At 69.7% G+C, this 21301-nt stretch carries 17 protein-coding genes and 1 riboswitch; of the genes, 7 read left to right on the top strand and 10 right to left on the bottom strand.

All coding sequences use genetic code 11. From position 1 onward, the window contains the following. Window positions 1-201 precede the first annotated feature (201 nt). Window positions 202-822 (top strand): helix-turn-helix transcriptional regulator, encoded by a 621-nt coding sequence (locus tag EAO72_RS11810; protein ID WP_261991424.1) that lies wholly within the window; start codon window positions 202-204, stop codon window positions 820-822. Between the two features lie 187 nt (window positions 823-1009). On the opposite strand, the gene EAO72_RS11800 is transcribed toward EAO72_RS11810, so the two are convergent. Further along, window positions 1010-1210: a hypothetical protein gene (locus EAO72_RS11800; protein WP_261991423.1), complete on the bottom strand. Its 201-nt coding sequence runs from the start codon at window positions 1208-1210 to the stop codon at window positions 1010-1012. 573 nt (window positions 1211-1783) lie between these two features. After that, entirely contained in the window at window positions 1784-1930 is a 147-nt protein-coding gene (locus EAO72_RS11795) for a hypothetical protein (protein ID WP_187285012.1), read from the bottom strand. 1121 nt (window positions 1931-3051) lie between these two features. On the opposite strand from EAO72_RS11795, the gene EAO72_RS41930 reads away from it, so the two are divergent. Then, a complete protein-coding gene (locus tag EAO72_RS41930; protein ID WP_187285011.1) occupies window positions 3052-3228 on the top strand; it encodes a hypothetical protein in 177 nt (58 codons plus the stop codon). 573 nt (window positions 3229-3801) lie between these two features. Here EAO72_RS41930 and EAO72_RS11780 read toward each other — a convergent pair. Further along, window positions 3802-4767 carry a pirin family protein gene (locus EAO72_RS11780; protein ID WP_148017208.1) on the bottom strand — a complete coding sequence of 322 codons (966 nt, stop codon included), beginning with the start codon at window positions 4765-4767 and terminating at the stop codon, window positions 3802-3804. 143 nt (window positions 4768-4910) lie between these two features. Here EAO72_RS11780 and EAO72_RS11775 point away from each other — a divergent pair, with 143 nt between their 5' ends. Further along, entirely contained in the window at window positions 4911-5267 is a 357-nt protein-coding gene (locus tag EAO72_RS11775) for a tetratricopeptide repeat protein (RefSeq protein WP_148017207.1), read from the top strand. Window positions 5268-5339: 72 nt separating this feature from the next. Further along, window positions 5340-5849: a GNAT family N-acetyltransferase gene (locus tag EAO72_RS11770; RefSeq protein ID WP_148017206.1), complete on the top strand. Its 510-nt coding sequence runs from the start codon at window positions 5340-5342 to the stop codon at window positions 5847-5849. Window positions 5850-5918: 69 nt separating this feature from the next. Here the strand turns inward: EAO72_RS11770 and EAO72_RS11765 are convergent, their stop codons facing one another. Further along, window positions 5919-6692 carry a CbtA family protein gene (locus EAO72_RS11765; protein WP_148017205.1) on the bottom strand — a complete coding sequence of 258 codons (774 nt, stop codon included), beginning with the start codon at window positions 6690-6692 and terminating at the stop codon, window positions 5919-5921. Window positions 6693-6721: 29 nt separating this feature from the next. Then, on the bottom strand, window positions 6722-6937 hold the full coding sequence (locus tag EAO72_RS11760) for a CbtB domain-containing protein (protein ID WP_148017204.1): 216 nt from the start codon (window positions 6935-6937) through the stop codon (window positions 6722-6724). A 45-nt stretch (window positions 6938-6982) separates the two neighbouring features. Further along, window positions 6983-7076: riboswitch (adenosylcobalamin (AdoCbl) riboswitch) on the bottom strand. Window positions 7077-7201: 125 nt separating this feature from the next. Here EAO72_RS11760 and EAO72_RS11755 point away from each other — a divergent pair. Further along, window positions 7202-7795 carry a histidine phosphatase family protein gene (locus EAO72_RS11755; RefSeq protein ID WP_148017203.1) on the top strand — a complete coding sequence of 198 codons (594 nt, stop codon included), beginning with the start codon at window positions 7202-7204 and terminating at the stop codon, window positions 7793-7795. 60 nt (window positions 7796-7855) lie between these two features. Here the strand turns inward: EAO72_RS11755 and EAO72_RS11750 are convergent, their stop codons facing one another. Beyond that, window positions 7856-9703, bottom strand: coding sequence for a glycoside hydrolase family 15 protein (locus tag EAO72_RS11750; RefSeq protein ID WP_148017202.1), 1848 nt, complete (start codon window positions 9701-9703; stop codon window positions 7856-7858). A gap of 581 nt (window positions 9704-10284) precedes the next feature. Here EAO72_RS11750 and EAO72_RS11745 point away from each other — a divergent pair. Beyond that, entirely contained in the window at window positions 10285-14016 is a 3732-nt protein-coding gene (locus tag EAO72_RS11745) for a S8 family peptidase (RefSeq protein WP_148017201.1), read from the top strand. Between the two features lie 137 nt (window positions 14017-14153). Continuing rightward, window positions 14154-15146: a winged helix-turn-helix transcriptional regulator gene (locus EAO72_RS11740; RefSeq protein WP_148017200.1), complete on the top strand. Its 993-nt coding sequence runs from the start codon at window positions 14154-14156 to the stop codon at window positions 15144-15146. Window positions 15147-15190: 44 nt separating this feature from the next. Here EAO72_RS11740 and EAO72_RS11735 read toward each other — a convergent pair whose 3' ends face one another. From EAO72_RS11735 to EAO72_RS11720, 4 genes are all read right to left on the bottom strand, one after another. Continuing rightward, complete coding sequence (locus EAO72_RS11735; protein WP_148017199.1) at window positions 15191-16483, bottom strand: DUF2254 domain-containing protein; 1293 nt, start codon at window positions 16481-16483, stop codon at window positions 15191-15193. Between the two features lie 96 nt (window positions 16484-16579). Beyond that, window positions 16580-18337: a cation:proton antiporter gene (locus tag EAO72_RS11730; protein WP_148017198.1), complete on the bottom strand. Its 1758-nt coding sequence runs from the start codon at window positions 18335-18337 to the stop codon at window positions 16580-16582. Between the two features lie 189 nt (window positions 18338-18526). Next, window positions 18527-19333: an SDR family oxidoreductase gene (locus EAO72_RS11725; RefSeq protein WP_261991431.1), complete on the bottom strand. Its 807-nt coding sequence runs from the start codon at window positions 19331-19333 to the stop codon at window positions 18527-18529. A 410-nt stretch (window positions 19334-19743) separates the two neighbouring features. Further along, window positions 19744-21192: a dihydrolipoyl dehydrogenase family protein gene (locus EAO72_RS11720; RefSeq protein WP_187285010.1), complete on the bottom strand. Its 1449-nt coding sequence runs from the start codon at window positions 21190-21192 to the stop codon at window positions 19744-19746. Window positions 21193-21301: the final 109 nt, after the last annotated feature.

Below are 21301 nucleotides of genomic sequence, written 5' to 3'. Positions count from 1 at the left end.
GAGTTGTCACAGTCATCAGGTGGCAGCGGTCCTCCGGTCGGCCCTCGTGGTCACCGAATCAGATCACGGCAGTGACCGTGCTCAGTTGGGCCTCGGCCGGGGACACACATTCGACCAGGCGCCGACTCGCCAGACCACCCAGTGCCTCGTCGACCGGAGACTTCTGTGAGGACGCATAGCCCTCTCAGGGAACGCATTCTGGTGGCCGTCGACGCCGGTCGAGACCCGATCTCCTACGCTGGCATCGTCGGGCAGCTGGCGCAGAGTACCTCGGTCAAGATCATCTCGTTCGACCGCGAACCGGGTGGGCCGTCCCTTCGAGTTGCCCTCGTCGTCGCAGAGACCGTCGACGAGGAGCGCTTGAGTGTCCTGCGCCGGATTCAGCGGACCACCAGCGCCCAGAGCATCCTCGTTATCGGTTCGATCACCGAGCAGGCTCTGCTGCCCTCCCTCGCAGCCGGAGCCGTCGGCGTCATCCTGCGTGAGCAGGCGACGCCGGACCACCTAGAGAGCGTGATCAATGTGGTCGCGAACCAGGGAGGGCACCTGCCCCCGACCCTTCTCGCCAACCTCCTGACCACAGTCGGCCGCGTACAGGACACCGTGCCAGCACAGCGAGGGCTCGCCTTCGCGGGACTCCAGGAGCGGGAGATAGATGTGCTGCGACTCGTTGCCGACGGGCTCGAAACTGCAGAAATCGCAACGAAGCTGGGTTGGTCCGAACGCACGATCAAGAACATCATCCAAGGAGTCACAACTCGCCTTCAGCTGCGCAACCGAGCCCACGCGGTGGCGTACGCCATGCGCAAAGGACATATCTGACCATCTTTGCTTGCAAGCCGGCCAGCCCAGACCGGCCACGCAGCCGGAGGAGAGCGTCGGCAACTGGGCATGGGATCCGCTCGATCCGCTCCCGGACGGCCTGTTCGGCTGCAGCACCCAGATCCGCGCGTCCTGGCGGCCCGGCCTGTCCATCGACCACTCACCGACGCACTTCACTGCCTTCGCCTCAGCCGAGTGGGCGGTGCATCAGCACAACCACGGACACCGATGATCTCCCGCTTCCTCCGACCGCCTCGTCGGCATCGATGCGCTCGACAGGCGCGACCACCTCGCCATTCAGCGACAGCTCGTCGCTCCGGAGCCGGAACGGGCTGGCCGGCTGGTTCAGCGGCACGATGAGCTGCCAGGCAACGTCGGGGCGGCGCACGAGGCGGAGGTTGACCCTGGCCCGGTGACGGTCATGGTCCGAAGTGATCCCGTACAGGTTGCAATAGCAGTCCCGCAGACGACCTCGCGCCGACGTTGTCCTACGAAGCGATCAAGTCGCGTATCCCAATTAGCGGTCGAGTCGTCGCGGAGCTCCGGGCGGCCAAGTTCTTTGAGCCATCCAACGGCGACAAGCTCACAGCCATACCCAGAACCCCCGGGCCCGTCGATCTTACGAATGACAGACTCAGACCCACGCTTGGAAGATAGGACAAGCTTAGAGGGTTGCACGCGGATCGCCCCGCAAAAGTCCCTCTGTCAGAGCTGAGAGTCCCTGAAAAGTCCCTGGCTCAGCACGCTTCCGACTGCCGCGAATCCTCGGGATCCGGAACCTCCCGCACAGCGGGCCCGCTCACCCTCTCGTATCTCCGGCGGTGGTCTCGATCCCGTGCCCCTGCGTCGATTACCTCAGCACGGACTGCTCGGCAACACCGAATAACTGGGTTCCGAACAGCCCGCGCAATCGGCGGGCACATGCGAGAGCGCGTGCCCGTCGACAGTGGAAAACGTGACGTCAGATGCCGACAGTGGTGAAGAACTGCCATCGGAACGGCTCGGTGTGTTCGGGGTCGAGCCGATTGCGGACCAGCTGGGCAACGCTGGGGTCGACGGCCCGGCCGAGGTGGCCGACGGAGTCCAGCCCGCACTTGTCCTGGAACACGATGCTGGCGGCATTGGGGCGTCAGCAGACCACTGACGTAAGGGGTCACCACGTTGTCGTAGCGCGTGACGATCGGAATCCAGCGGGTCGCCGGTTCCCGCCTGGCCCCAGCAGTGAACCCACCGTTCCTCGCGCCTGTCCGGCTTGGGACAACAGTGGGTTCGCGAGCGGAGGTCCTTCTGATCGGGTGGCCGCAGGAAGGGGGTGGCGGGCGTGAGGCAGCAGGTGGCTCTTCCATACCCGGAGTTCGCTGTCCAGACGGGCTGACGGAGCTGCTGGAGATACTCAGTTCACAGCCGTCGTGCAAGCACTGCCTCCCTCGGCTGCGATCGTAGAGAGTAGAGATGTCCGGTGCGCTGCGGCTGTTCGACATCGACCCGGTCGACCTCGCGCACCAGGTCCTGATCCAAGCCCCTGTACGGGCTGGATACCGCTGCGGGGATCGGCCCGTCCTGGTCGGTGGCAGCCATGGCGTCCACACATGCCGGAGCCAAGGGGCCGCTGCGGGTGAGGCCGTCGAGGGTCGACTCGTTCCTCGGTCCGCGGGGGGTGACGCTCTGTACGGAATTCGCCGTGCCCAGGTGATCCAGCTCCGGCAGCTGGGCGTCGACACCACCGGCCGGCTCGCCGCCCACCGCTAAGGTGCCGGAACCTGCTCACGCTCGCCGGTTCCAAGACGGCGTACAGGCCCTGACCAGTACGAGCGAACGCTGGCACGGAGGTCACTAGGCAGAACGGGTCCTCCCATGCCGTTGCAGGCCCGGTCTGGTCGGCGCTCGGCAGCGGTGTACCCCTGTACCTCATCGCCAGGTGGCATGTCCCACGTATGGGCTTTCTTGCTGCCATGCCCTGATCAGGAGGTAGTTTCAGGAGCAGCGCAGCATCAACTCCCCACGAGCCGACACGTCGAGGGGCAGCTGTTCGAGCCGTGAACAACGACCCGGCCACCTGCTACCTCACCGCTCACCGCGGCTGCCTCAGGGCGCGCTCGCATTACCCATGGGATAGCAGTACCTGAGCTTTACTGTCGGCGTAGACCTCAGTTCTGACCACACAAGTCGGTGGTCGAACTGAGTGGACGTCACCCATGTTCGGCCCTGGATCACGAGGGACTCGAACGGGTGGACTCCATCATTCTCTGGCTGCTGGCCGCCTCCGGCGTACTGAGCATCTTCCTATTCGTCGCCCGGGGACTGCTCAACCAGCTGCCAGAAATCATCATCGCCTGGCGCAAGGTCCAGCGGATGTACCAGAACGCTGACCGGAACGTCGACAATACGACGGACCCTGACGTATGAGGTGGTGCTGGTCGCGGGCGGCAGTCTGGGGTAGGCCGTTGCGCGGGGCGGGATTGTGGATTCCTGTCCGTCGCCGCAGGTGCCGCTCCGCACTCCGGCCCATGATGGAGCCCCCAGTGCTGCAGCGGATCGCCGCGCGGCGTACGAAGCTGGACGGGCTTGAAGATCAGTCGGCCCGGCCGCACCCACGGCATCACCGCCGCCCGCCGCGACCGCCTGCGGGCCCACCTGCGCGCTGTTGGCCTCGGCCGTCCTGGCGGACCTGTGCTTCCTCGGCCTGGACGACGATCCGGACCGCAACGCCGCCAATCGTCGACCGGCCCGCTCACCCGCGGGCGCCCCGGATCTCCGATCGCCCCAACCAGCAGCCGAACCGGTCTGACGCCTAGCCAGAAAGGTCAGCATCCGTCCTGGCACACAAGGTCAGACGCGGGCACAGATGGGAACGCCGGTCCGTCGAAAGGCCTTCCTCTGAGGCACTCTCAGCCGCTTCCAGACCTCTCCCGCCCACAGCAACGACGCAGGCATGATCGGGCTCACCTCGTAAGCCAGCAACCCGTAAGAACCCGCAGCTCACCGCACACGTCCACGCGGCTTCAGGGGCACAGCGGGCAAGGTCGGAGCCGGGAGCGGCGCTCCGTCATAGCCGCGTACGGTGCCGAACCGGTCCCCGTTCATCCAGTCCTCCCGGGCCTTCGTGATCTCCTCCTGGGTTCTGCCCACGAAGTTCCACCACATGACGATCTCCTCCTCGAACGGCTCTCCGCCCAGGAGCATCAGCCCCGCGTCGGACTTCGCACGCAGAGGAAGCTCGGAACGGCCGCAGCCGAGGTAGAGCATCGAGCCGGGCACGACGGGGACGCCGTCGACCTCCGCCTCGCCGGACATCGACAGCACGGCGTACTCGAAGTCGGGATCCAGCGGGAGGCGGGTCTCGGCTCCCCCGCTCAGGGCGAGGTCGGCGCCGACGATCGGGGTGTACGCGGTGCCGGGCGAGGTGGCGTCGTCGAGGGTGCCGAGGATCACCGTGGCCGTGAGGCCGGGGGCGGTGACGGTCGGCAGGTCCTTGTGGTGCTGGAAGTGCGGTTCGACCGTGCGGTGCGCATCGGGCAGGGCGACCCAGAGCTGGGCGCCGTGCAGCAGCGCGGCGTGCGGCCGGGGGCTCTCCTCGGAGTGGCTGATCGCGCGGCCCGACGTCATCAGGCCGAGCTCTCGCGGGCGGATCGTCTCCAGGCTGCCCAGGCTGTCGCGGTGCAGGACCTCGCCCTCGTGCAGCCAGCTGACCGTCTGCAGGCCCATGTGGGGGTGCGGCGGCACCTGCATCCCGGGCTCGTCCGCGATGTCATCGGGGCCGTAGTGGTCGACGAAGGCCCAGGCCCCGACCATGCGGCGGCCCAGGTTGGGCAGCAGTCTGCGGACCTCCGTGGACTCGCCGAGCCGGACATGGCGCGGGGTGAGGAGTTCACGTACGGGTTCGGCGACGACGAAACCCCGCCCTCCGCAGACGGAGAGTGCGGCCTGGCGATCGAGATTGCTCATGGCGGTCAACCTATTCCCGTGCGGCTCCGGGCGGGTGGCACCCACGCCGAATATTTAGTGGAATGTTAAACCATCAGTCGGTGTTGTGGCGGGTGGATACGTACGGGAGCGGCCCGGGCGGCGTCCTCGACCGAGGAGGTCACATGAGCGACACCTACTACGAGTTCGGTACCGCCGCCGAGCGCTGGGACCGCGCGCAGTTGTTCTTCGGGTCGAAGGAGTACGCGACGGCGGCCAGGATCCTGGGCGGACTCGTCGAGGAGGTGCCGGACCAGGTCGCGCCCCGGCTGCTGCTGGCGCGGGCCTACTACCACTCGGCTCGGCTCGTCCGGGCCGAGACGGAGCTGCGCGCCGTGCTGGAACGCGACCCGGTGGAGCAGTACGCACGGCTCATGCTCGGCCGCACGCTGGAGCGCCAGGGGCGGCAGTCCGAGGCGGACACTCAGCTGCGGATGGCCGCCGCCCTGGCCGGGGACTTCACCCCGGCCGGTGGCGCCTGACCGCCGCGCACCCCGGGCCGCACACGGATATCCGGGTGCGGCCCGGCAGCGCCGCGTGATACCTCACAGGGTATGACCCCACTCGGCACACCACGGCTGATCCTGTCCCCGATGACCCTCGCCGAGGCCGAGCAGGTGGCGGCGGACAAGCCGGCCGACGGTGCGCGCTGGGCTCCCGGCTTTCCCCTGCCGGGTGAGATGCGGGCGGCCCAGCGCTTCCTGGAGACCTGCGCCGGCACCGGCGACCCGACTCCCTACGGTTCGTACCACGTAACGCGCCGCGAGGACGGGCTGCTGATCGGCGGAGCCGGGTTCCACGGGGCGCCCGACGAGAACGGGCACGTCACGGTCGGCTACGGCCTCGTGCCGTCGGCACGCGGCAGGGGGTACGCCTCCGAGGCGCTCCGTGCGCTGCTTCAGTTCACCCGTGACCAGGGCATCGCAAGCGTGCACGGGGACACCGACGTCGACAACATCGCCTCCCAGCGCGTCATGGCCGCGGCGGGCATGCGCCTCGTGAAGGAGGACGCGCTGCTGAAGTACTACCGGATCGACTGGCACGGTTCCGGCGGGGAGGGGTGAGCCGGCTTCCCTGCAACGTCAGGGCCCGCCCGGGGAACTTGATTTCCCCGGGCGGGCCCTGACGCAACTTCAGCCCGCGGCTGTGGCCGGCTGATTCGTCCGGCCGTCCGCGGCCGCCTTCGGCCCCGGCACCAGCAGCCGTTCGGTGAGATAGCCGAAGACCAGCCCGAAGGTCGTCCAGAGAGTGACCTGCACCGCGAGGGTTGCCAGCCTGAACTCCCAGAGCAGCGACGCCGGGAAGTCCTTCCCGACCTCGTTGAAGGAGGGCAGGAAGGCATAGGCGAGGCCGATGACCAGCACATAGCCGGCAGCGGCGGCGATGGTGGCGTTCCAGTGGCCCAGGCGCGGAGCCAGCCGCCTGCCGAGGATCACGGCGGCCACCGCGAGCAGCACGCTGAGCGCGACCATCAGAAAGAACAGCGCGGTGCGTCTGCCGATGGTGTCGGGATCGCCGACGGCCGGCGGGTTCGCCGGGTACTTCAGGAACGGGACGATGTACACGGTCAGCAGAGCGGCTCCCGCGATCAGCGCGGCAGTCGCCCTGGGGCCGAACCGGCCCAGCCGGCCGAGTGCGTAGCAGAAGACGAGTGCGGCGATGCCGCCGACGGCGACGCCGAAGACGAGTACGCCGGTGGCGAGGCCGCCGGTCGCCTGCATGCCACGGCTGACGAGTTCCTCGCCGCCACCGTGGTCGTGACTGTGGCTGTGCGCCTCTTCGAGTGCGATGGCCGCGTCGACCCGTGACTCGCCGAGGAAGTACGCCACGGCGAGCGCGAGCGCGCCCGCGACGAGGCCGGCCAGCATGCCGCGGACCAGCAGAGCTCTGACAGATATGGAGTTCATGAGGGGTTCCCCTGGATCAGCCGGATGGATCAGTGGCAGGGGAAACCGAGGAGGTGACGGCCGTCGTGGACCCACTCGTGCACACCTTCGCCCGAGATGAGCGCCGTGGCACCCTGCTCGGCGCCGACGAAGTACAGCAGGATCAGCATGAGGACGCCGAAGAAGACCGCCCAAGGGGCAATGGCCTTCAGTGAGATGGGAGTGATGGCGGGTGTGACCGTGGTGGGGGCAGCAGTCTGTGCCATGGCAGAACCTCCTGAGGGAACACGCGTCCCGATCGTGGTGCCTGAGACGAAGGTGCTGGGTCTGACTTCCCGTACGGGTACGGGTTCACAGTGGCGCGACCGTGCCGGATTCTCACCGGACTTCCGTCACACCCTCGTCGTGTCGTCGCGACCATACCGCTTGGGCGTGACGGCCGCCATGGTGCCCGTGGGCGGGCCGGAGGGGGCCCGGACGCCGTGGTGTGCTTGACCACGGGGCCACAGTTCAGGAAGTTGAGGACGGGTATGACGGTACGGGTGATGTTGATCTCACCGGGGATGAACGCCGCGCTGCGCGAGGCCCGGTTCGCCGGTGACGCACCCCTGGACGACTCCGGACTCCGGCCGGCCCGGGCTGCCGCTGACGCCGGCTCGGTCCCGGTCGCCGACCAGTGGGTGCGGGGGCCGTCCCGCCGCTGCCATGGCACGGCGGAGGCGCTGGGGCTGCGGCCGGACACCGAACACGCGCTCCGGGACTGGGAGATGGGCCGCTGGTCCGGTGCGCGACTGTCCGAGGTGAGCGCGGACGACCCGGACGGGGTGGCGGCCTGGCTGACGGATCCGTCGGCCGCTCCGCACGGCGGCGAGTCGCTGCTGGAGCTCTGTACCCGGGTGGGCGCGTGGCTCGACTCACTCCACGGCGACGGCGCGGGCCGGGTCCTGGGCGTGGTCGAACCCGCCGTGGTCCGGGCCGCCGTCGTCCATGCTCTGGCCCTCCCGCCCCAGGCGTTCTGGCGGCTGGACGTGGCACCACTGACGGTGACGGAGCTCAGCGGCCGGCCGGAGCGGTGGAACCTGCGCTGCGGCCGGCCGCTCGTACCGGCGGATCGTGTACGGTGACCGCCGCCCGCGTGCGGCGGTCACCGTACGGACCGGGAGGTGCGACTCCGCGCGGGAGTCTCACGCCGCGCCCGCGCGTGCCGCGTTCAGCCTCGCGTCCAGCGTGATGGCTGCGTCGATCAGCGCCAGATGAGTGAACGCTTGGGGAAAGTTGCCCAGTTGACGCCCCGTCAGGGCGATCTCCTCCGAGTACAGGCCAAGATGGTTGGCATAGGTGAGCATCTTCTCCAGGACCAGCCGGGCCTGGTCGACGTGTCCGGCCCGCGCCAGGGCGTCGACGTACATGAACGTGCAGAGGGAGAAGGTCCCCTCCGAGCCGCTCAGCCCGTCGGGTGAGGCCTCGGGGTTGTAGCGGTAGACGAGGCTGTCGCTGACGAGCTCCCGCTCCATCGCGTCCAGCGTGGTCTTCCACATGGGATCGTCCGGCGTGATGAAGCCGACCGTCGGCATGCGCAGCAGGGACGAGTCGAGGACGTCGTCGCCGTAGTGCTGGACGAAGGCCTTCTTCGCCGGGTCCCAGCCCCGGTTGAGGACCTGCTGGTAGATCGTGTCCCGCGCGTCGACCCAGCGGCCGCGGGCCGCCGGACGGCCGTCGTCGGTGGCGATGCGGACGGCGCGGTCGAAGGCGACCCAGGACATCACGCGGCCGTAGGTGAAGTCCTTCCGGCCGCCTCGGGTCTCCCACAGCCCCTCACCGGGCTGGTCCCAGTGATCGACCAGCCAGTCGAGCAGGGTGTGCAGCGCGGCCCAGCCCCGTGTGTCCAGGTGCATGCCGTGCTGATGCGCGAAGTAGATGCTGTCGAGCGCCTCACCGTAGATGTCCAGTTGCAGCTGGCTCGCGGCTCCGTTGCCGATGCGGACCGGGGCGGAACCGCCGTAGCCCTCCCAGTGGTCCAGGGTCTCCTCGACGAGGTCCGAGGAGCCGTCGACGCGGTACATGATGTTCAGCGGCCCGGTGCCGCCTTCGTGACCGGCCTCTTCCTTCACGCGGTCGTGCAGCCAGCCGATGAACGCCCTGGCCTCCTCCCTGAACCCCAGGCCCAGCAGCGCGTACACCGAGAACGACGCGTCGCGGATCCAGGTGAACCGGTAGTCCCAGTTGCGCTCTCCGCCCAACTGCTCCGGCAGACCTGCCGTGGGCGCGGCCACCAGGGCGCCGGTGGGCGCGTACGTCATGAGCTTCAGCGTCACGGCAGACCGTTCCACCGCCTCCCGCCACCGGCCGGTATAGGTGGACTGCCCCAGCCAGGAGCGCCAGAACTGGACGGTCTCGTCGAAGAGTTGCTCGAACTCCGCCACCGAGACCTCGTGCGGCGGACCGTCGGGGGACGACTCCATGACCAGGCCGCGCTGCTGGCCCGCCCGCAGGGTCAGCGTGAACCGCACGTCGTTGTCGACCGAGAGGATGTTCAGCAGCCGCTGGTCCCCGGGCTCGCGGACGGCGTGGACGGCGAGGTTCATGTCCGGCGAGGTGAACAGCGCACCGCGCTCCGTGATGTGGAGCTCGTGCGGCTGGCGGCCGTAGTCGAAGCGGGGAGCGATCTCTCCTTCGAACGTCATGCTGCCCCGGACACAGCGCAGCATGCGGACCAGACGGTGCCGGTCCGTCGCCGCTGTCCCGGTCACCGGCATGAAGTCCACCACCTCGCCGGTGCCGGCCTCGGTCATGAAACGCGTCACGAGGACGGCCGTGTCGGGGTGGTACAGCTGCTTGCTGGTGTACGTGTCGGCGACCGGCCGGACGGTGAAGTGACCGCCCTTGCGGTGGTCGAGCAGGGCGCCGAAGACGCTGGGCGAGTCGAAGCGCGGACAGCAGAACCAGTCGATCGTCGCGTCCGTGGTGACGAGGGCCGCGGTCTGCAGGTCTCCGATCAGACCGTGGTTCTCGATCAGGGGATATTCGTCCACTTTGCGCCCCTTTCGGCACCGATGCCCCATCGTATGTCGACGACGACACCCCGTCCTGATGGGGAGTACAGCGAGGCGAGGGCTGCGAGCCGGCCGTACCGGCCGGGGCCGGTGGCTCTGCACATGATCGAGAGGCAGGCCGTCGGGGCCGTACCAGGGGACTGCGCGCCGCGGGCACCGCCGCGTACACGGGTGTCTTCGACCACGTCCGCCGGCCACCGAAGCAGTCATGCGTGGAGCGCGCCCCGGGAGCGATGCTCAGCGAGGACGAGCCGATCGCCCGGGCAAGCAGTGGATAGCCGGCTACACGTACCCCGACTGCCGGCCCATGCCCCCGGAAAGCTCCTCGAGCGCGAGCTCAGTGGCATCGACGGTGCCACGCCGGGTCCGGACGCCGAGCCGGCCATCCGGCAGGTTCGTGCCCTGACAGCGGCATGCCGCGACCAGCGGCCGCGCAACAGAGCCGTCGAGGGCGACTTGACCGCATTCCAGCCGTTCCCCGCCGACAAGTCACTGCCATGGCAAGGACTTGCCGCCACCGGCCCTTCACGTCGTGCGTTCGTCACGGATAGACCGATGCCATGTCCTCCCCCATTCAGTCCTCCGCCTTCCGGGGCAGACGTCGGCAGCTGATCTCGGCCGCCGCCGCCCTGCCTCTTCTGGCGTCGGGTCTCATAGCCCTGCAAGCGCCCGCACAGGCCGCTCCGAGCAGGCCCGCCGTTCCCGCCAGGCCCTCGGCGACCCACAAGGTCACCCTGGTCACCGGCGACGTCGTCACCGTCACCACGATGGCCGACGGCAAACAGTCCGCTGACGTCGACCGGCCGGACAGCGCCGTCGGTGGCGTGAAGATCCAGGAGGTCAAGGGCGACCTGTTCGTCGTCCCGGACGAGGCGGCACCCCTGCTGGGCGCCGGCAAGCTCGACCGCCGGCTGTTCAACGTCACCGACCTGATCGAGATGGGGTACGACGACGCGAAGTCGGCCGCCGTACCGCTGATCGCGACGTACACCCCGTCGAGGTCCCGTTCGGCCGTCGAGCCGACGGCCCCGCGCGGCAGCAAGCTGACCCGCAGTCTCAAGAGCATCCACGGTGCCGCGCTCAGCACCGGGAAGCGGCAGGCCCACACCTTCTGGGCCTCCGTCGCGCCGCAGGGCGGCGCAAGGCTCGGAGCCGGTGTGGACAAGCTGTGGCTCGACGGCCGGGTGAAGGCCGCCCTGAAGGACAGCGTGCCCCTGATCGGCGCGCCCGAGGCCTGGGCGGCCGGGTACACCGGCAAGGGGGCCAAGGTCGCGGTCCTCGACACCGGTATCGACGCCAACCACCCCGACTTCGCCGGCGTGATCGACGGCACGGTCAGCTTCGTCCCGGGTGAGACGGTCACCGACGTCAACGGCCACGGCACCCACGTGGCCGGCACGATCGTCGGCTCGGGTGCCGCCTCCGGTGGCGACAACAAAGGTGTCGCCCCCGGCGCCGACCTGTTCGTAGGCAAGGTGCTCGGTGGCACGGAGGGCTACGGCCAGGACTCCTGGGTCATGGCGGGCATGCAGTGGGCCGCCGAATCAGGTGCCGACATCGTCAACATGAGCCTCGGCGACTCGTATCCGACGGACGGCAGCGACCCGATGTCGCAGACGGTCGACGCGCTGTCCGCGCGGTACGGCACGCTGTTCGTCATCGCGGCGGGCAACGCCGGCCCGGAGACCGTCTCGGCGCCGGGCGCCGCCGCCTCCGCGCTGACCGTGGCCGCCACGGACAAGGAGGACCGGCTCGCTTCCTTCTCCAGCACCGGCCCACTGGCCTACTCCGGCGGAATGAAGCCGGACCTCGCGGCGCCCGGCGTGGACATCACCGCCCCCCGCTCGCAGGAGATGACCGACGGGGGCGTGGGCCTCTACCGCACGCTCAGCGGCACGTCGATGGCCACCCCGCATGTCGTCGGCGCGGCGGCGATCCTGTCCCAGCAGCACCCGGACTGGACCGGCGCGCAGCTCAAGGAGCACCTGATGAGCACGGCGAAGGGCCTGGACGAGGGGTACTCGCCCTACGAGGTGGGCACCGGCCGTGTCGACGTGGCCGCTGCCGTGCACACGGCGGTCCGTGGCACCGGATCGCTCTTCTTCGGCAACTACACCTGGCCGCACGAAACGGGCGATGTCGCCGTTACGAAGGACCTGACCTTCACCAACACCGGTTCCGCCGACGTCACGCTGGACCTGGCGCTGACCGACACGGGCGGCCCGTTCACGCTGGGAGCCGCCACGGTGACCGTCCCGGCGGGCGGAACCGCCGCGATCCCGGTGACCGGTGACCCGCGGACCGCCTCGGCGGGCCGCCATGTCGGCTATGTGACGGGAACCGACGCGGCCACCGGGAAGCAGGTGACCCGGACGTCAGTGGCGCTGCTGAAGGAGGAGGAGCGCTACGACCTGAACATCCACCTGGCCGGCCGGGACGGCAAGCCGGCCGCGGGCTGGGTCACGGTCAACCTGGCCGGCGACTCCTGGCCGTGGAACGTCTACGTCGAGGGCTCGACCACGATGCGCATGGCGCCCGGCCTCTACACCGTCGCGGCGTACGTCGACGTGGCCGGCGAGAAGGCGGACCGCTCGGGTCTGGCCGTGCTGGTCGACCCGGAGACGGTACTCAGGGACGGCGCCGCCGATGTGGTGCTCGACGCGAGCAAGGCACACCTGCTGGAGACCGAGGCACCTCAGCTCACCGAGGACCGCCAGCGCAAGGTCGACTTCAACGTCCACTACGCGGGCCTCGACCCGTACACGGACTTCCGCGGTGCCTACGTTCTGCCGTCGGCGTACGACGACGTCTACGTCGCTCCGACGGAGCCGATGAAGCAGGGAGAGTTCACACTGATCACCCGGTGGCGCAAGGGCGAGCCGCTGCTCACGCTGAGCACTCCGGGCGGCCGGTTCCGCTTCGGGACGACGGTGCAGGCGGGCAGCGCCCTGGGCACTGCCACGGACCGGCTGGACGCCGTCTACGCGGGCAACGGCTCCGCTGCCGCCTACGAGAAGGCGCGTGCCAAGGGCAAACTCGTCGTCGTCGGGCGAAGCGACGAGGTCTCGCCGCAGGAGCGGACCGATGCCGCGGTCGCGGCCGGCGCGAAGGCGCTGATCGTGGTCAACGACGGGGCCGGCGCCCTGATGGAGTACGTCGGCGAGTCGGCCATCCCGGTCGCCACCGTGCATCGCGACTCGGGCCGGGCCCTCGTCGCGATGGCCAGGGCCGGCATGCTGAAGCTGACCGTGAAGCAGACGGAGTTCACACCGTTCGTCTACGACCTGACCCGGGACTACCCCGGCCATGTGCCGGACCGGGCGCTGGTCTACAAGCCGTCCCAGCACGACCTCGCCCGCATCGACGCCCGCTACTACTCGGCTGCTGAGGGCGGACGAGCGGAGGGGTACCGGTCCGACTTCACCCTCGACCCGTCGTTCAACCTTCCCGAGCTCGAGTGGCACCCGGGCACCCGCACGGAGTGGGTGACGCCGGGCCAGGTGTGGAGGGAGTTCCACACGCAGGGCGTCGACACGGCGCTGCCGTGGTCAATGGTGTCGGGCGACAACACGTACGCCAGGGGCAGCACCAGCCGGCTGGACTGGTTCGCCCCGGCGACCCGCCCCGGCCAGGGCGAGTCGTTCGGTGTGTACAACTCCCGTTGGCAGAACTACATGACGTGGAACGTGCAGGCCTGGGCCTCCGCGAGCGACACCCTGCGGTTGGGCGGCTATCTGCCGTGGGGCGAGACACCGTCCCACCTCCAGGTGTTCCAGGGCGACACGCTGATCCACGACAACCCGGTCAGCGGCGACATGCAGTGGGTGGAGGTTCCTGCGGGCAGGCTGCCCTACCGCACCGTCCTGGATGTGGAGCGGCCCGGTGACGCGTTCCGGCTCTCGACGCGCACCCACACCGAATGGACCTTCATGTCCGACACCGAGTCCGAGTTCTTCGAACGGTTCTCGGTGCTGAACCTGGACTACGCGCTGGAGTCGGACCTGCACGGCGACATCAGGGCCGGCGCCACCCAGCGGATCACGCTCGAGCCGGTGTCGATGGACTCCGGCACCGTGCCGGGCACGGTCGGGCAGGTGAAGCTGGATGTCTCGTACGACGACGGCGCCACCTGGCAGAAGGTGGCCCTCTCCAAGCGCGCCGGCGGCTCCTGGACCGGGTCGTTCCGGACCGCGAAGAAGCCCGGCGGCTTCGTGTCGGTCCGCGCGAACGCGGCGACGGACAGCGGCTACAGCGTCAGGAACGAGATCATCCGGGCGTACGGTCTGCGATGACCCACACCACCGGGCCCCGGGGAGGCGACTTCCCGGGGCCCTTCCCGTCATACCTGCCCCCACCAGCGACTATTCAGGGCCTGCCGCCATGGCGCATACTCGCACCGCTGCGGCAAGCGGAAGAGAGTCGGTCGCCGATGCTGGATGTCCTGGGCCTGGGGCCCGATGACGAGCGTGTCTATCGTCAGTTGCTCGGCCGGCCGGACTCCACCGTGCCCCTGCTGTCGGATCAGCTCGGAGAGCCGCGCGCCCACGTCGGCACGGCCCTGGACCGTCTGGTCGAGTGGGGGCTGGTGATCGGGTCGGCGGACGGGCGGTTCACCGCCGCCCCGCCCGCCATGGCGCTCGGCGCTCTGATCAGCCAGCGCCGGGACGGGCTGCGCATGGCCGAACAGGCGTTGGTCACGTTCGCCGAGGAGCACCGGGCGGCGATGACCGGGAGCAGCATCAGCGATCTGATCGAGGTCATCACCGGCGTCGACGCGATCCGGCATCGCTTCCTGCAGGTGCAGCAGGCCGCCCGGACGCAGGTCCGCACCTTCATCACGGCGCCCTTCGTCGCCGTGCCGCCCGGCGAGAATTCCGCGGAGCCCATGGCCATCAGCCGCGGCGTGCACTTCCGGGCCGTACTGGACCGGGCCGTACTGGCCGAGCCGGGGATCATCGCCGATGCGATCGATTCCCTGCGCAACGGCGTGCAACTGCGGGTCGCCGACGCGTTGCCGATGAAGCTCGTGCTGGCCGATGCCGACCTCGGTCTGGTCCCGCTCGCGGTCACACCGGCAGGGGATCCGGGTGCCGTGCTGCTGCACCGCAGCGGCTTGCTGGACGCACTGGACGCCCTGTTCGAATCGGTATGGCGCGCCGCCCACCCACTCGAACTGTCGGGCCTCGGCGCGGACACCGAGCCCACCGTCGCCATCGGTGCGGAGGGCCCGACCGACCTGGACCGGAAGATCCTCGCCCTGCTGCTGGCCGGTCTGACCGACCCGACGGCCGCGACTCAGCTCGGTCTGTCGCCTCGCACGCTGCACCGGCGGCTGCGCCGCCTCATGGACCTCGCCGGAGTCCGGACCCGGATGCAACTCGGCGGTCATGCGGTCCGGCACGGCTGGGTCGAGGCGCACTGAACGGTTCTCCGGGAGCGGCGTACCCGGTCGTCGGCAGACGCCGGCTACCGGACCGGCGCGGATCCGCCTCCCACGCCCTGGCTGTCGGCCATCCGCGCCACGGAGCGGCGGGCCGGATCAAGAAAGGCTCGCTCCACCGAAGCGTCCAGGAGTTCCAGCTGTTCCCGGACCGCCGGATGGTGGGCGGGCGGAAGGCTGTCGAGCAGCCCGTCGAGCAGGGCGCGCAGCCGGCGGCAGACCTGCAGGGACGTCGCCCCGTAGTCGCGGATCTCCGAGACGGCGAGCTGAAGGTAGTCCTCCCACTGCCTCCCTCGTAGCACGAGCCTCGGTCTGCCGTCCTTGTCCGCCAGCACATACCGGCCGGGAAGCGGCGCCTGGCCGACCAGGGTGAGGAACGAATCGATGTGATTGAGGATCTGTACGCCGGTGGTGGGGTCGTTGACGGCGGGCGAGAGGGCGCGGATGGCGATGTCGACGAGCACCCGGAGGGCGAAGGCCGGGTCCTGCTCGATCGTCCGCTCGGGACCGAGAGCGATGAGACCGGTCACCTTTCGGTGGTCGGGGACGGACGTGCCGCCGCGGATCTCGACGAGGACGGCGCCCCGCGGAACGTAGTCGCCGATCACATGGGGCACGGTGAAGACGCAGTCGTGGCGCGCGGCGAGGGATGAGAGGCCGGTGGTGTGAAGGGCCTGGATGGCTCCGCCTGTCGCCGCCCGGACGACGGTCGTCCGGGTGCGCGGCTCGGAGGGCTGGCCGGGACGCGGCGCCGAGTCCCTGACCCTGCCGGCCGCGTGCTCGAACACCTCCTCACCCATGCGGCCGACGAGGTCGGCGATGGCGACGGGCCTGAGGTTGTGGGTGAAGCGGTTGAGATAGACGAGCAGCAGCAACAGGCTGACGGCCACGGCGCCTCCGGCGAGGGTGACGCCGAAGTCGGGGACCGAACGCGTCTCGATGCTGCGCAAGAGGGAGAAGGCGAAGGCGAACGTGCCGGTGAAGGTGGCCAGCACGGTCTTCTGGAGCCGGTCCCGGTACCAGAGCCGCATGTACCTCGGGGACAGTGTGCCGGTGGCCTGTTGAATGACGAGGACGCCGATGGTGACGACGAATCCCAGCAGCGCGATCATCGCCCCGACAATGGCACTCAGCACTCCGCTCGCCGTGGTCGCCGAATAACGCCAGCCGTTCGGTGGCCAGTGGGAACTGTCAGCGGAGACGGCCCATTCGGCCAGCACGACTCCCAGGACGAGGCCGAACAACGGCACGATCCACAGGCTTGCCTTCACGTACTGCCGCAGCCTGAACACGGCGGCCCATGATGTTCTGATCCGCACGGGGCATACCTCCCTCGCGACGCCGGCCGTCCGGCAGCGCGGTGTGTCGGATTCCGCTGGGACCCGGGAAGATCCGGCCGGGTGTCCGGAGCACGCTCAGGACATCGTCAGCAGAACCACGCTGTCGCCCTCTCCCGGTGTCACCCGGCGCCTTTCGGTGACGGGTTCCAGCCGCAGGTCCGCATGGACCACGAAGAGGATCTCACTCCCGGGCGGCAACGGTGTGGAGGCCGGCTGGACCAGGAACCGCGCGCCCGCCCCGTATCGCGCGGCGAGCGTGTGGCGTACGAGCGACCGGCCGAAGAGGATGTCCCCGCCCGTGTAGGGCGCCACGACTCCGTGACTGTCCTCGGGAGGGCCGACACGGTAGACGGGGCCGTCGACGCTGTCCTGCATCATGACCGAGGCGAGGGCGTTGAAGTCGTCGTCGTCCGTGGCCAGGAACACCGCAGTGACCCCTTCGAGGCGGGCACCGGGGTTGGTGGCCGTGGCCAGCAGGTCGCCCGTGGCGAGTGCGATGCCGGCGTCCGTGATCCGTTGGCGTTCCAGAGCGAGGCCCGCCCACATCAGGAGGTCGAGGCCGGCCGATCGCAGGTTTCTTCCCAGATCCACCACCCATGGCTCGCCGCCCACCAGCAGGATCCGGGTACCGGCCGGTTTGACGATGCCCAGCATCCTGGCGACCGGGGCCGCGCTCAGCGAGTACAGCAGGACCGTGCCGACGATCACGAGGAACGTGACGGGGAGGATCCTGGCGGCTCCGTCGACCCCTCGGTCGACGAGGTTCGCCGAGAACGCGGTGGCCGTGGCCGCCGCCACGATGCCGCGTGGTGCCATCCATCCGACGAAGGCCCGCTCGCCCGCGCTCAGTCCGGTACCCATCGTCGACAGGTACGCGACGAGTGGACGGACCACGAGCACGAGGATGGCGAGGAGGGCCAGGGAGGGGAGGAGGACCGGCACGAGGGAGGCGGGAGTGATCGTGGAGGAGATCGATACGAACAGCAGCCCGATGATCAGCTGCGCCATCGTCTCGAAGAACGGACGGCGTGCAGGCATGTCGAACCTGCTGATGTTGGTGACGGCGAGCCCGGTAACAATGGCGGCGATGAGACCGGTGTCCTCCCGGACGGTGTCGCAGACCGCGGACACGGCGATCACGGTGGCCAGCTGGGCGAGGGTGCCCAGCGTCTCACCGAGGCGCAGGGTACGCAGCGCCAGCCACAGGAGTGCCGTGCCGATGGCGCCACCGACCAGGCCCACGGCCATGCTGAGGGCGAACTGGCCGAGCTGGTAACCCCGGCCGATGTCGACCCGGTGTGTGGTCGCGATCGCGTGGAAGACCAGCGCGCCCAGGATGGCGCCGACCGGGTCGGTGAGGGTCCCTTCCCAGATCAGGATGCGGCGCACCTTGTCGGTGGGGCGCACGAAGTCGAGGATCGGGCCCACGACGGTGGGTCCGGAGACGACGAGGATCACCCCGAGCATGGACGCCACCCTGAGCGGCATGCCGAACATCGCGGGTGCCACGGCGGAGGTGACCAGAAAGGTGATGAGCACGCCGAGCAGGAGCAGGCGCCCCACGGTCCACCGTGTGCGGCCGGTGAGTTTGCGCAGGTTGAGTCCGAGGCCCGCGTCGTAGAGGATGACCGCGACGGACATCGACACCAGGGCGGAGAAGTTCTGTCCCATCAAGCGGTCGGGGTGGATGACATCCGTCAGGGCACCGGCGGTGAATCCCGCCGGCAGCAGGATGATCAGGGCCGGCACGCGCAGCCTGCTCGCCAGGATCTGTGAGCCGGTGGCGAGGACGACGGTGAGTGCGAGCCCAAGAAGGATCTCTTCGTCCGTCACAGCAACCGCCTTGGGTGGAGTCCGCAGGTAGGAGGGTCCGGCCGTACCGATCGTCAGTCGGTCTGCCCCTCCGCCGTCGTGCCGTGGGGCCGCCGTCGGGCTGTCGAGCCGGTACAGGAAAGCAGCGGGCGGGCCCGCCCCGCGGGTGGGTGAGCGGTGCAGGCAGGTGCGGTCCGGGACCTGCGAAGGTCAGCCGCCGGTGGCGAACCCGGGGAAGAGCGTCATGCCGCCGTCGACGTAGAGCGTCGTCCCCACGACGTAGTCCATGAGGTCGGACGCGAGCAGGACGACGGCGTGGGCGATGTCCTCGGGGTCCCCGATCCGGTCGTAGGGGATCAGCCGCAGGAGTTCCTCGCGGGCTTCGGGCGTCTCCCAGGCACTGCGGTTGATGGGGGTTCTGATCGCCCCGGGGGCGACCGCGTTCACCCGGATCTTCTCCGGTGCGAGCTCCTGGGCCAGGGTCTGCATCATCATGTCCACGCCTCCCTTGGAAGAGGCGTAGTTCACGTGCCCCGCCCAGGGAATGAGCTGGTGCACCGAGCTCATACAGATGATTTTCCCGGCCGCCCGGGACACTTCGGGGACCACTCCGCGCCGGCGGAACTCCTTGGTCGCCTCACGGGCGCACAGGAACTGGCCCGTGAGGTTGACGTCGAGCACCTTCTGCCACTGGGCGAGCGTCATGTCGGTGAACCGGGCATCACGCTGCATACCGGCATTGGCGACAAGGATGTCGAGGGTCCCGAATTCCTGGACCGTTCGATCCACCATCGCGGTCACCTGCGTCTCCTGCGACACGTCGGCCTCGTGGAGCACCGCCCGCACGCCGAACGAGGTGATCTCCCGGACCACTTCCTCGGCGGCCTCGCGGCCGCTCACGTAGTTGACCACCACGTCGGCCCCGGCCCGGCCGAGTCCGATGGCGGTGGCCCTGCCGATACCCGAGTTGGCGCCCGTCACCAGTGCGGTCTGGCCCTTCAGCAGGCCGCCAGGCAGTGCGCTCACCCGCGCTGCATCGCCGTGGGAATCCATGACGTCTCCGTCTCCTCGCCGGCCCGCTACGGTACGGCCGGCTTCCGGCCGGCAGGCGGGGTTCAGGCAATCACCACCTGAACGCGGCGGAGGACCCGCCGGGCCGCTGTTGGGCCATGTCGCGCAGCGGCCTCCCCCGGTCGGCTCAACCGCCGCGGCCGGCGCGGTTTACGTTTCGCGTGGGCTGCCATGACGTGATCCCCGCCGGAGGACATGGGTGTCTCCCTTCCCCTCCAGTGTCTGGGCACACCGAGGCCGCTACGAAAGGTGAAAGGGGTCCGGCGGGCATGGCGTGGGATCCACCCGGATGCCCCGGCCGCCGGTCCCGACGGGCACCCGGACGCGAACCGGCGTCCGGGGCGGCCGCACGGGGTTCACGATCCCCCGTCCCGGTACGTCTCCAGCAGCCGGAGCCAGATCTCGCTGATCGTCGGGTACGCGGGCACCGCGTGCCAGAGGCGGTCGAGGGGGACCTCTCCCGCGACCGCGATGGTCGCCGAGTGCAGCAGTTCACCGATGCCCGGGCCGACGAAGGTGACTCCCAGCAGGATCTCCCGGTCCAGGTCGACGACCATGCGCGCCCGGCCCCGGTATCCGTCCGCGTACAGGCCGGCGCCGGCCACCGAGGCGAGGTCGTAGTCGACGGCCCGGACGTGGTGCCCGGCCTGTTCCGCCTCGGCGAGCGTGAGGCCGACCGAGGCGGCCTCCGGGTCGGTGAAGACGACCTGCGGGACGGCCGCGTGATCGGCGGTCGCGGCGTGGGCGCCCCAGCGGTCCGTCTCCGGGGCCGGAACGCCCTGGGCGCGCGCCGCGATGGCCGCGCCGGCGATGCGGGCCTGGTACTTGCCCTGGTGGGTCAGGAGCGCCCGGTGGTTGACGTCGCCGACGGCGTAGAGCCAGGGGATGCCCTCGACCTGGCAGCTGTCGTCGACGGTGAGCCAGGAGCCCGGCTCCAGGCCGACGGTTTCCAGGCCGAGGTCGTCGGTGCGCGGGGCGCGGCCGGTGGCGAAGAGGATCTCGTCCGCCTCGATCCGTTCGCCGGTGTCGAGTGTGACGGTGACCGGCCCGTCCGGTGCGGTGCGCTGTACGGAGACGGCCGAGACGCCGGTACGGATGTCGGCTTCCGCGTCGGTCAGTGCTTCGGCGACGAGCTCACCGGCGAACGGTTCCATGCGCGGCAGCAGTCCCTTGCCGCGCACCAGCATGGTGATCTCGGCGCCCAGGGCGCCCCAGACGGTGGCCATCTCCACGCCGACCACTCCCCCGCCCACGACGACGAGACGGCGGGGCACCTCCTTGGCGCTCGTCGCCTCCCGGCTGGTCCAGGGGCGGGCGCCCTCGATGCCCGGCAGGTCGGGGACGACGGCCCGGCTGCCCGTGCACACGGCCACCGCGTGCCGGGCGGTGAGCCGGCGCTCCGTGCCGTCGGGCGCCGTGACGGTGACCGCCTTGGGGCCCGTCAGCCGGCCGTGACCCCGGTGGATGTCGACTCCGATCCCCTCCAGCCAGGCGGCCTGGCCGTCGTCCTTCCAGTGCGAGGCGTACGTGTCGCGGTGCGCGAGCACGGCGGCGGTGTCGAGCGGGCCCTGGACGGCTGCGGCGAGGCCCGGGACGCGGCGGGCGTCCGCACGGGCGACGACGGGGCGCAGCAGGGCCTTGCTCGGCATGCAGGCCCAGTACGAGCACTCGCCACCGATGAGTTCCGATTCCACGATCGCGGCGCTCAGCCCGGCGGCCCGGGCGCGGTCGGCCACGTTCTCTCCCACCGGACCGGCACCGATGACCACGACGTCGTACGCGACAGGATCCACAGCTTGTGTCATGGGCCCATTCTGGTCATGGGTGTGCGAGGTAGCCACATGGGCAGGCGGAATAGCGCAAGCACAGGCACCGTTGTCCCGGACACGTCGATACGGGCACAGGAAGAGGTAG

The organism is Streptomyces sp. OR43 (genome assembly GCF_008042275.1).
In the GTDB taxonomy this organism is placed as follows: domain Bacteria; phylum Actinomycetota; class Actinomycetes; order Streptomycetales; family Streptomycetaceae; genus Streptomyces.
The sequence above is the reverse complement of the archived record's forward strand: the minus strand, read 5'-3'. Positions and strand labels throughout refer to the sequence as shown.

Coding starts and splice junctions, on each gene's coding strand:
- EAO72_RS11780 (WP_148017208.1), bottom strand. CDS start 4,767: ATGAGCAATCTCGATCGCCAGGCCGCACTCTCCGTCTGCGGAGGGCGG.
- EAO72_RS11775 (WP_148017207.1), top strand. CDS start 4,911: ATGAGCGACACCTACTACGAGTTCGGTACCGCCGCCGAGCGCTGGGAC.
- EAO72_RS11770 (WP_148017206.1), top strand. CDS start 5,340: ATGACCCCACTCGGCACACCACGGCTGATCCTGTCCCCGATGACCCTC.
- EAO72_RS11765 (WP_148017205.1), bottom strand. CDS start 6,692: ATGAACTCCATATCTGTCAGAGCTCTGCTGGTCCGCGGCATGCTGGCC.
- EAO72_RS11760 (WP_148017204.1), bottom strand. CDS start 6,937: ATGGCACAGACTGCTGCCCCCACCACGGTCACACCCGCCATCACTCCC.
- EAO72_RS11755 (WP_148017203.1), top strand. CDS start 7,202: ATGACGGTACGGGTGATGTTGATCTCACCGGGGATGAACGCCGCGCTG.
- EAO72_RS11745 (WP_148017201.1), top strand. CDS start 10,285: ATGTCCTCCCCCATTCAGTCCTCCGCCTTCCGGGGCAGACGTCGGCAG.
- EAO72_RS11740 (WP_148017200.1), top strand. CDS start 14,154: ATGCTGGATGTCCTGGGCCTGGGGCCCGATGACGAGCGTGTCTATCGT.
- EAO72_RS11720 (WP_187285010.1), bottom strand. CDS start 21,192: ATGACACAAGCTGTGGATCCTGTCGCGTACGACGTCGTGGTCATCGGT.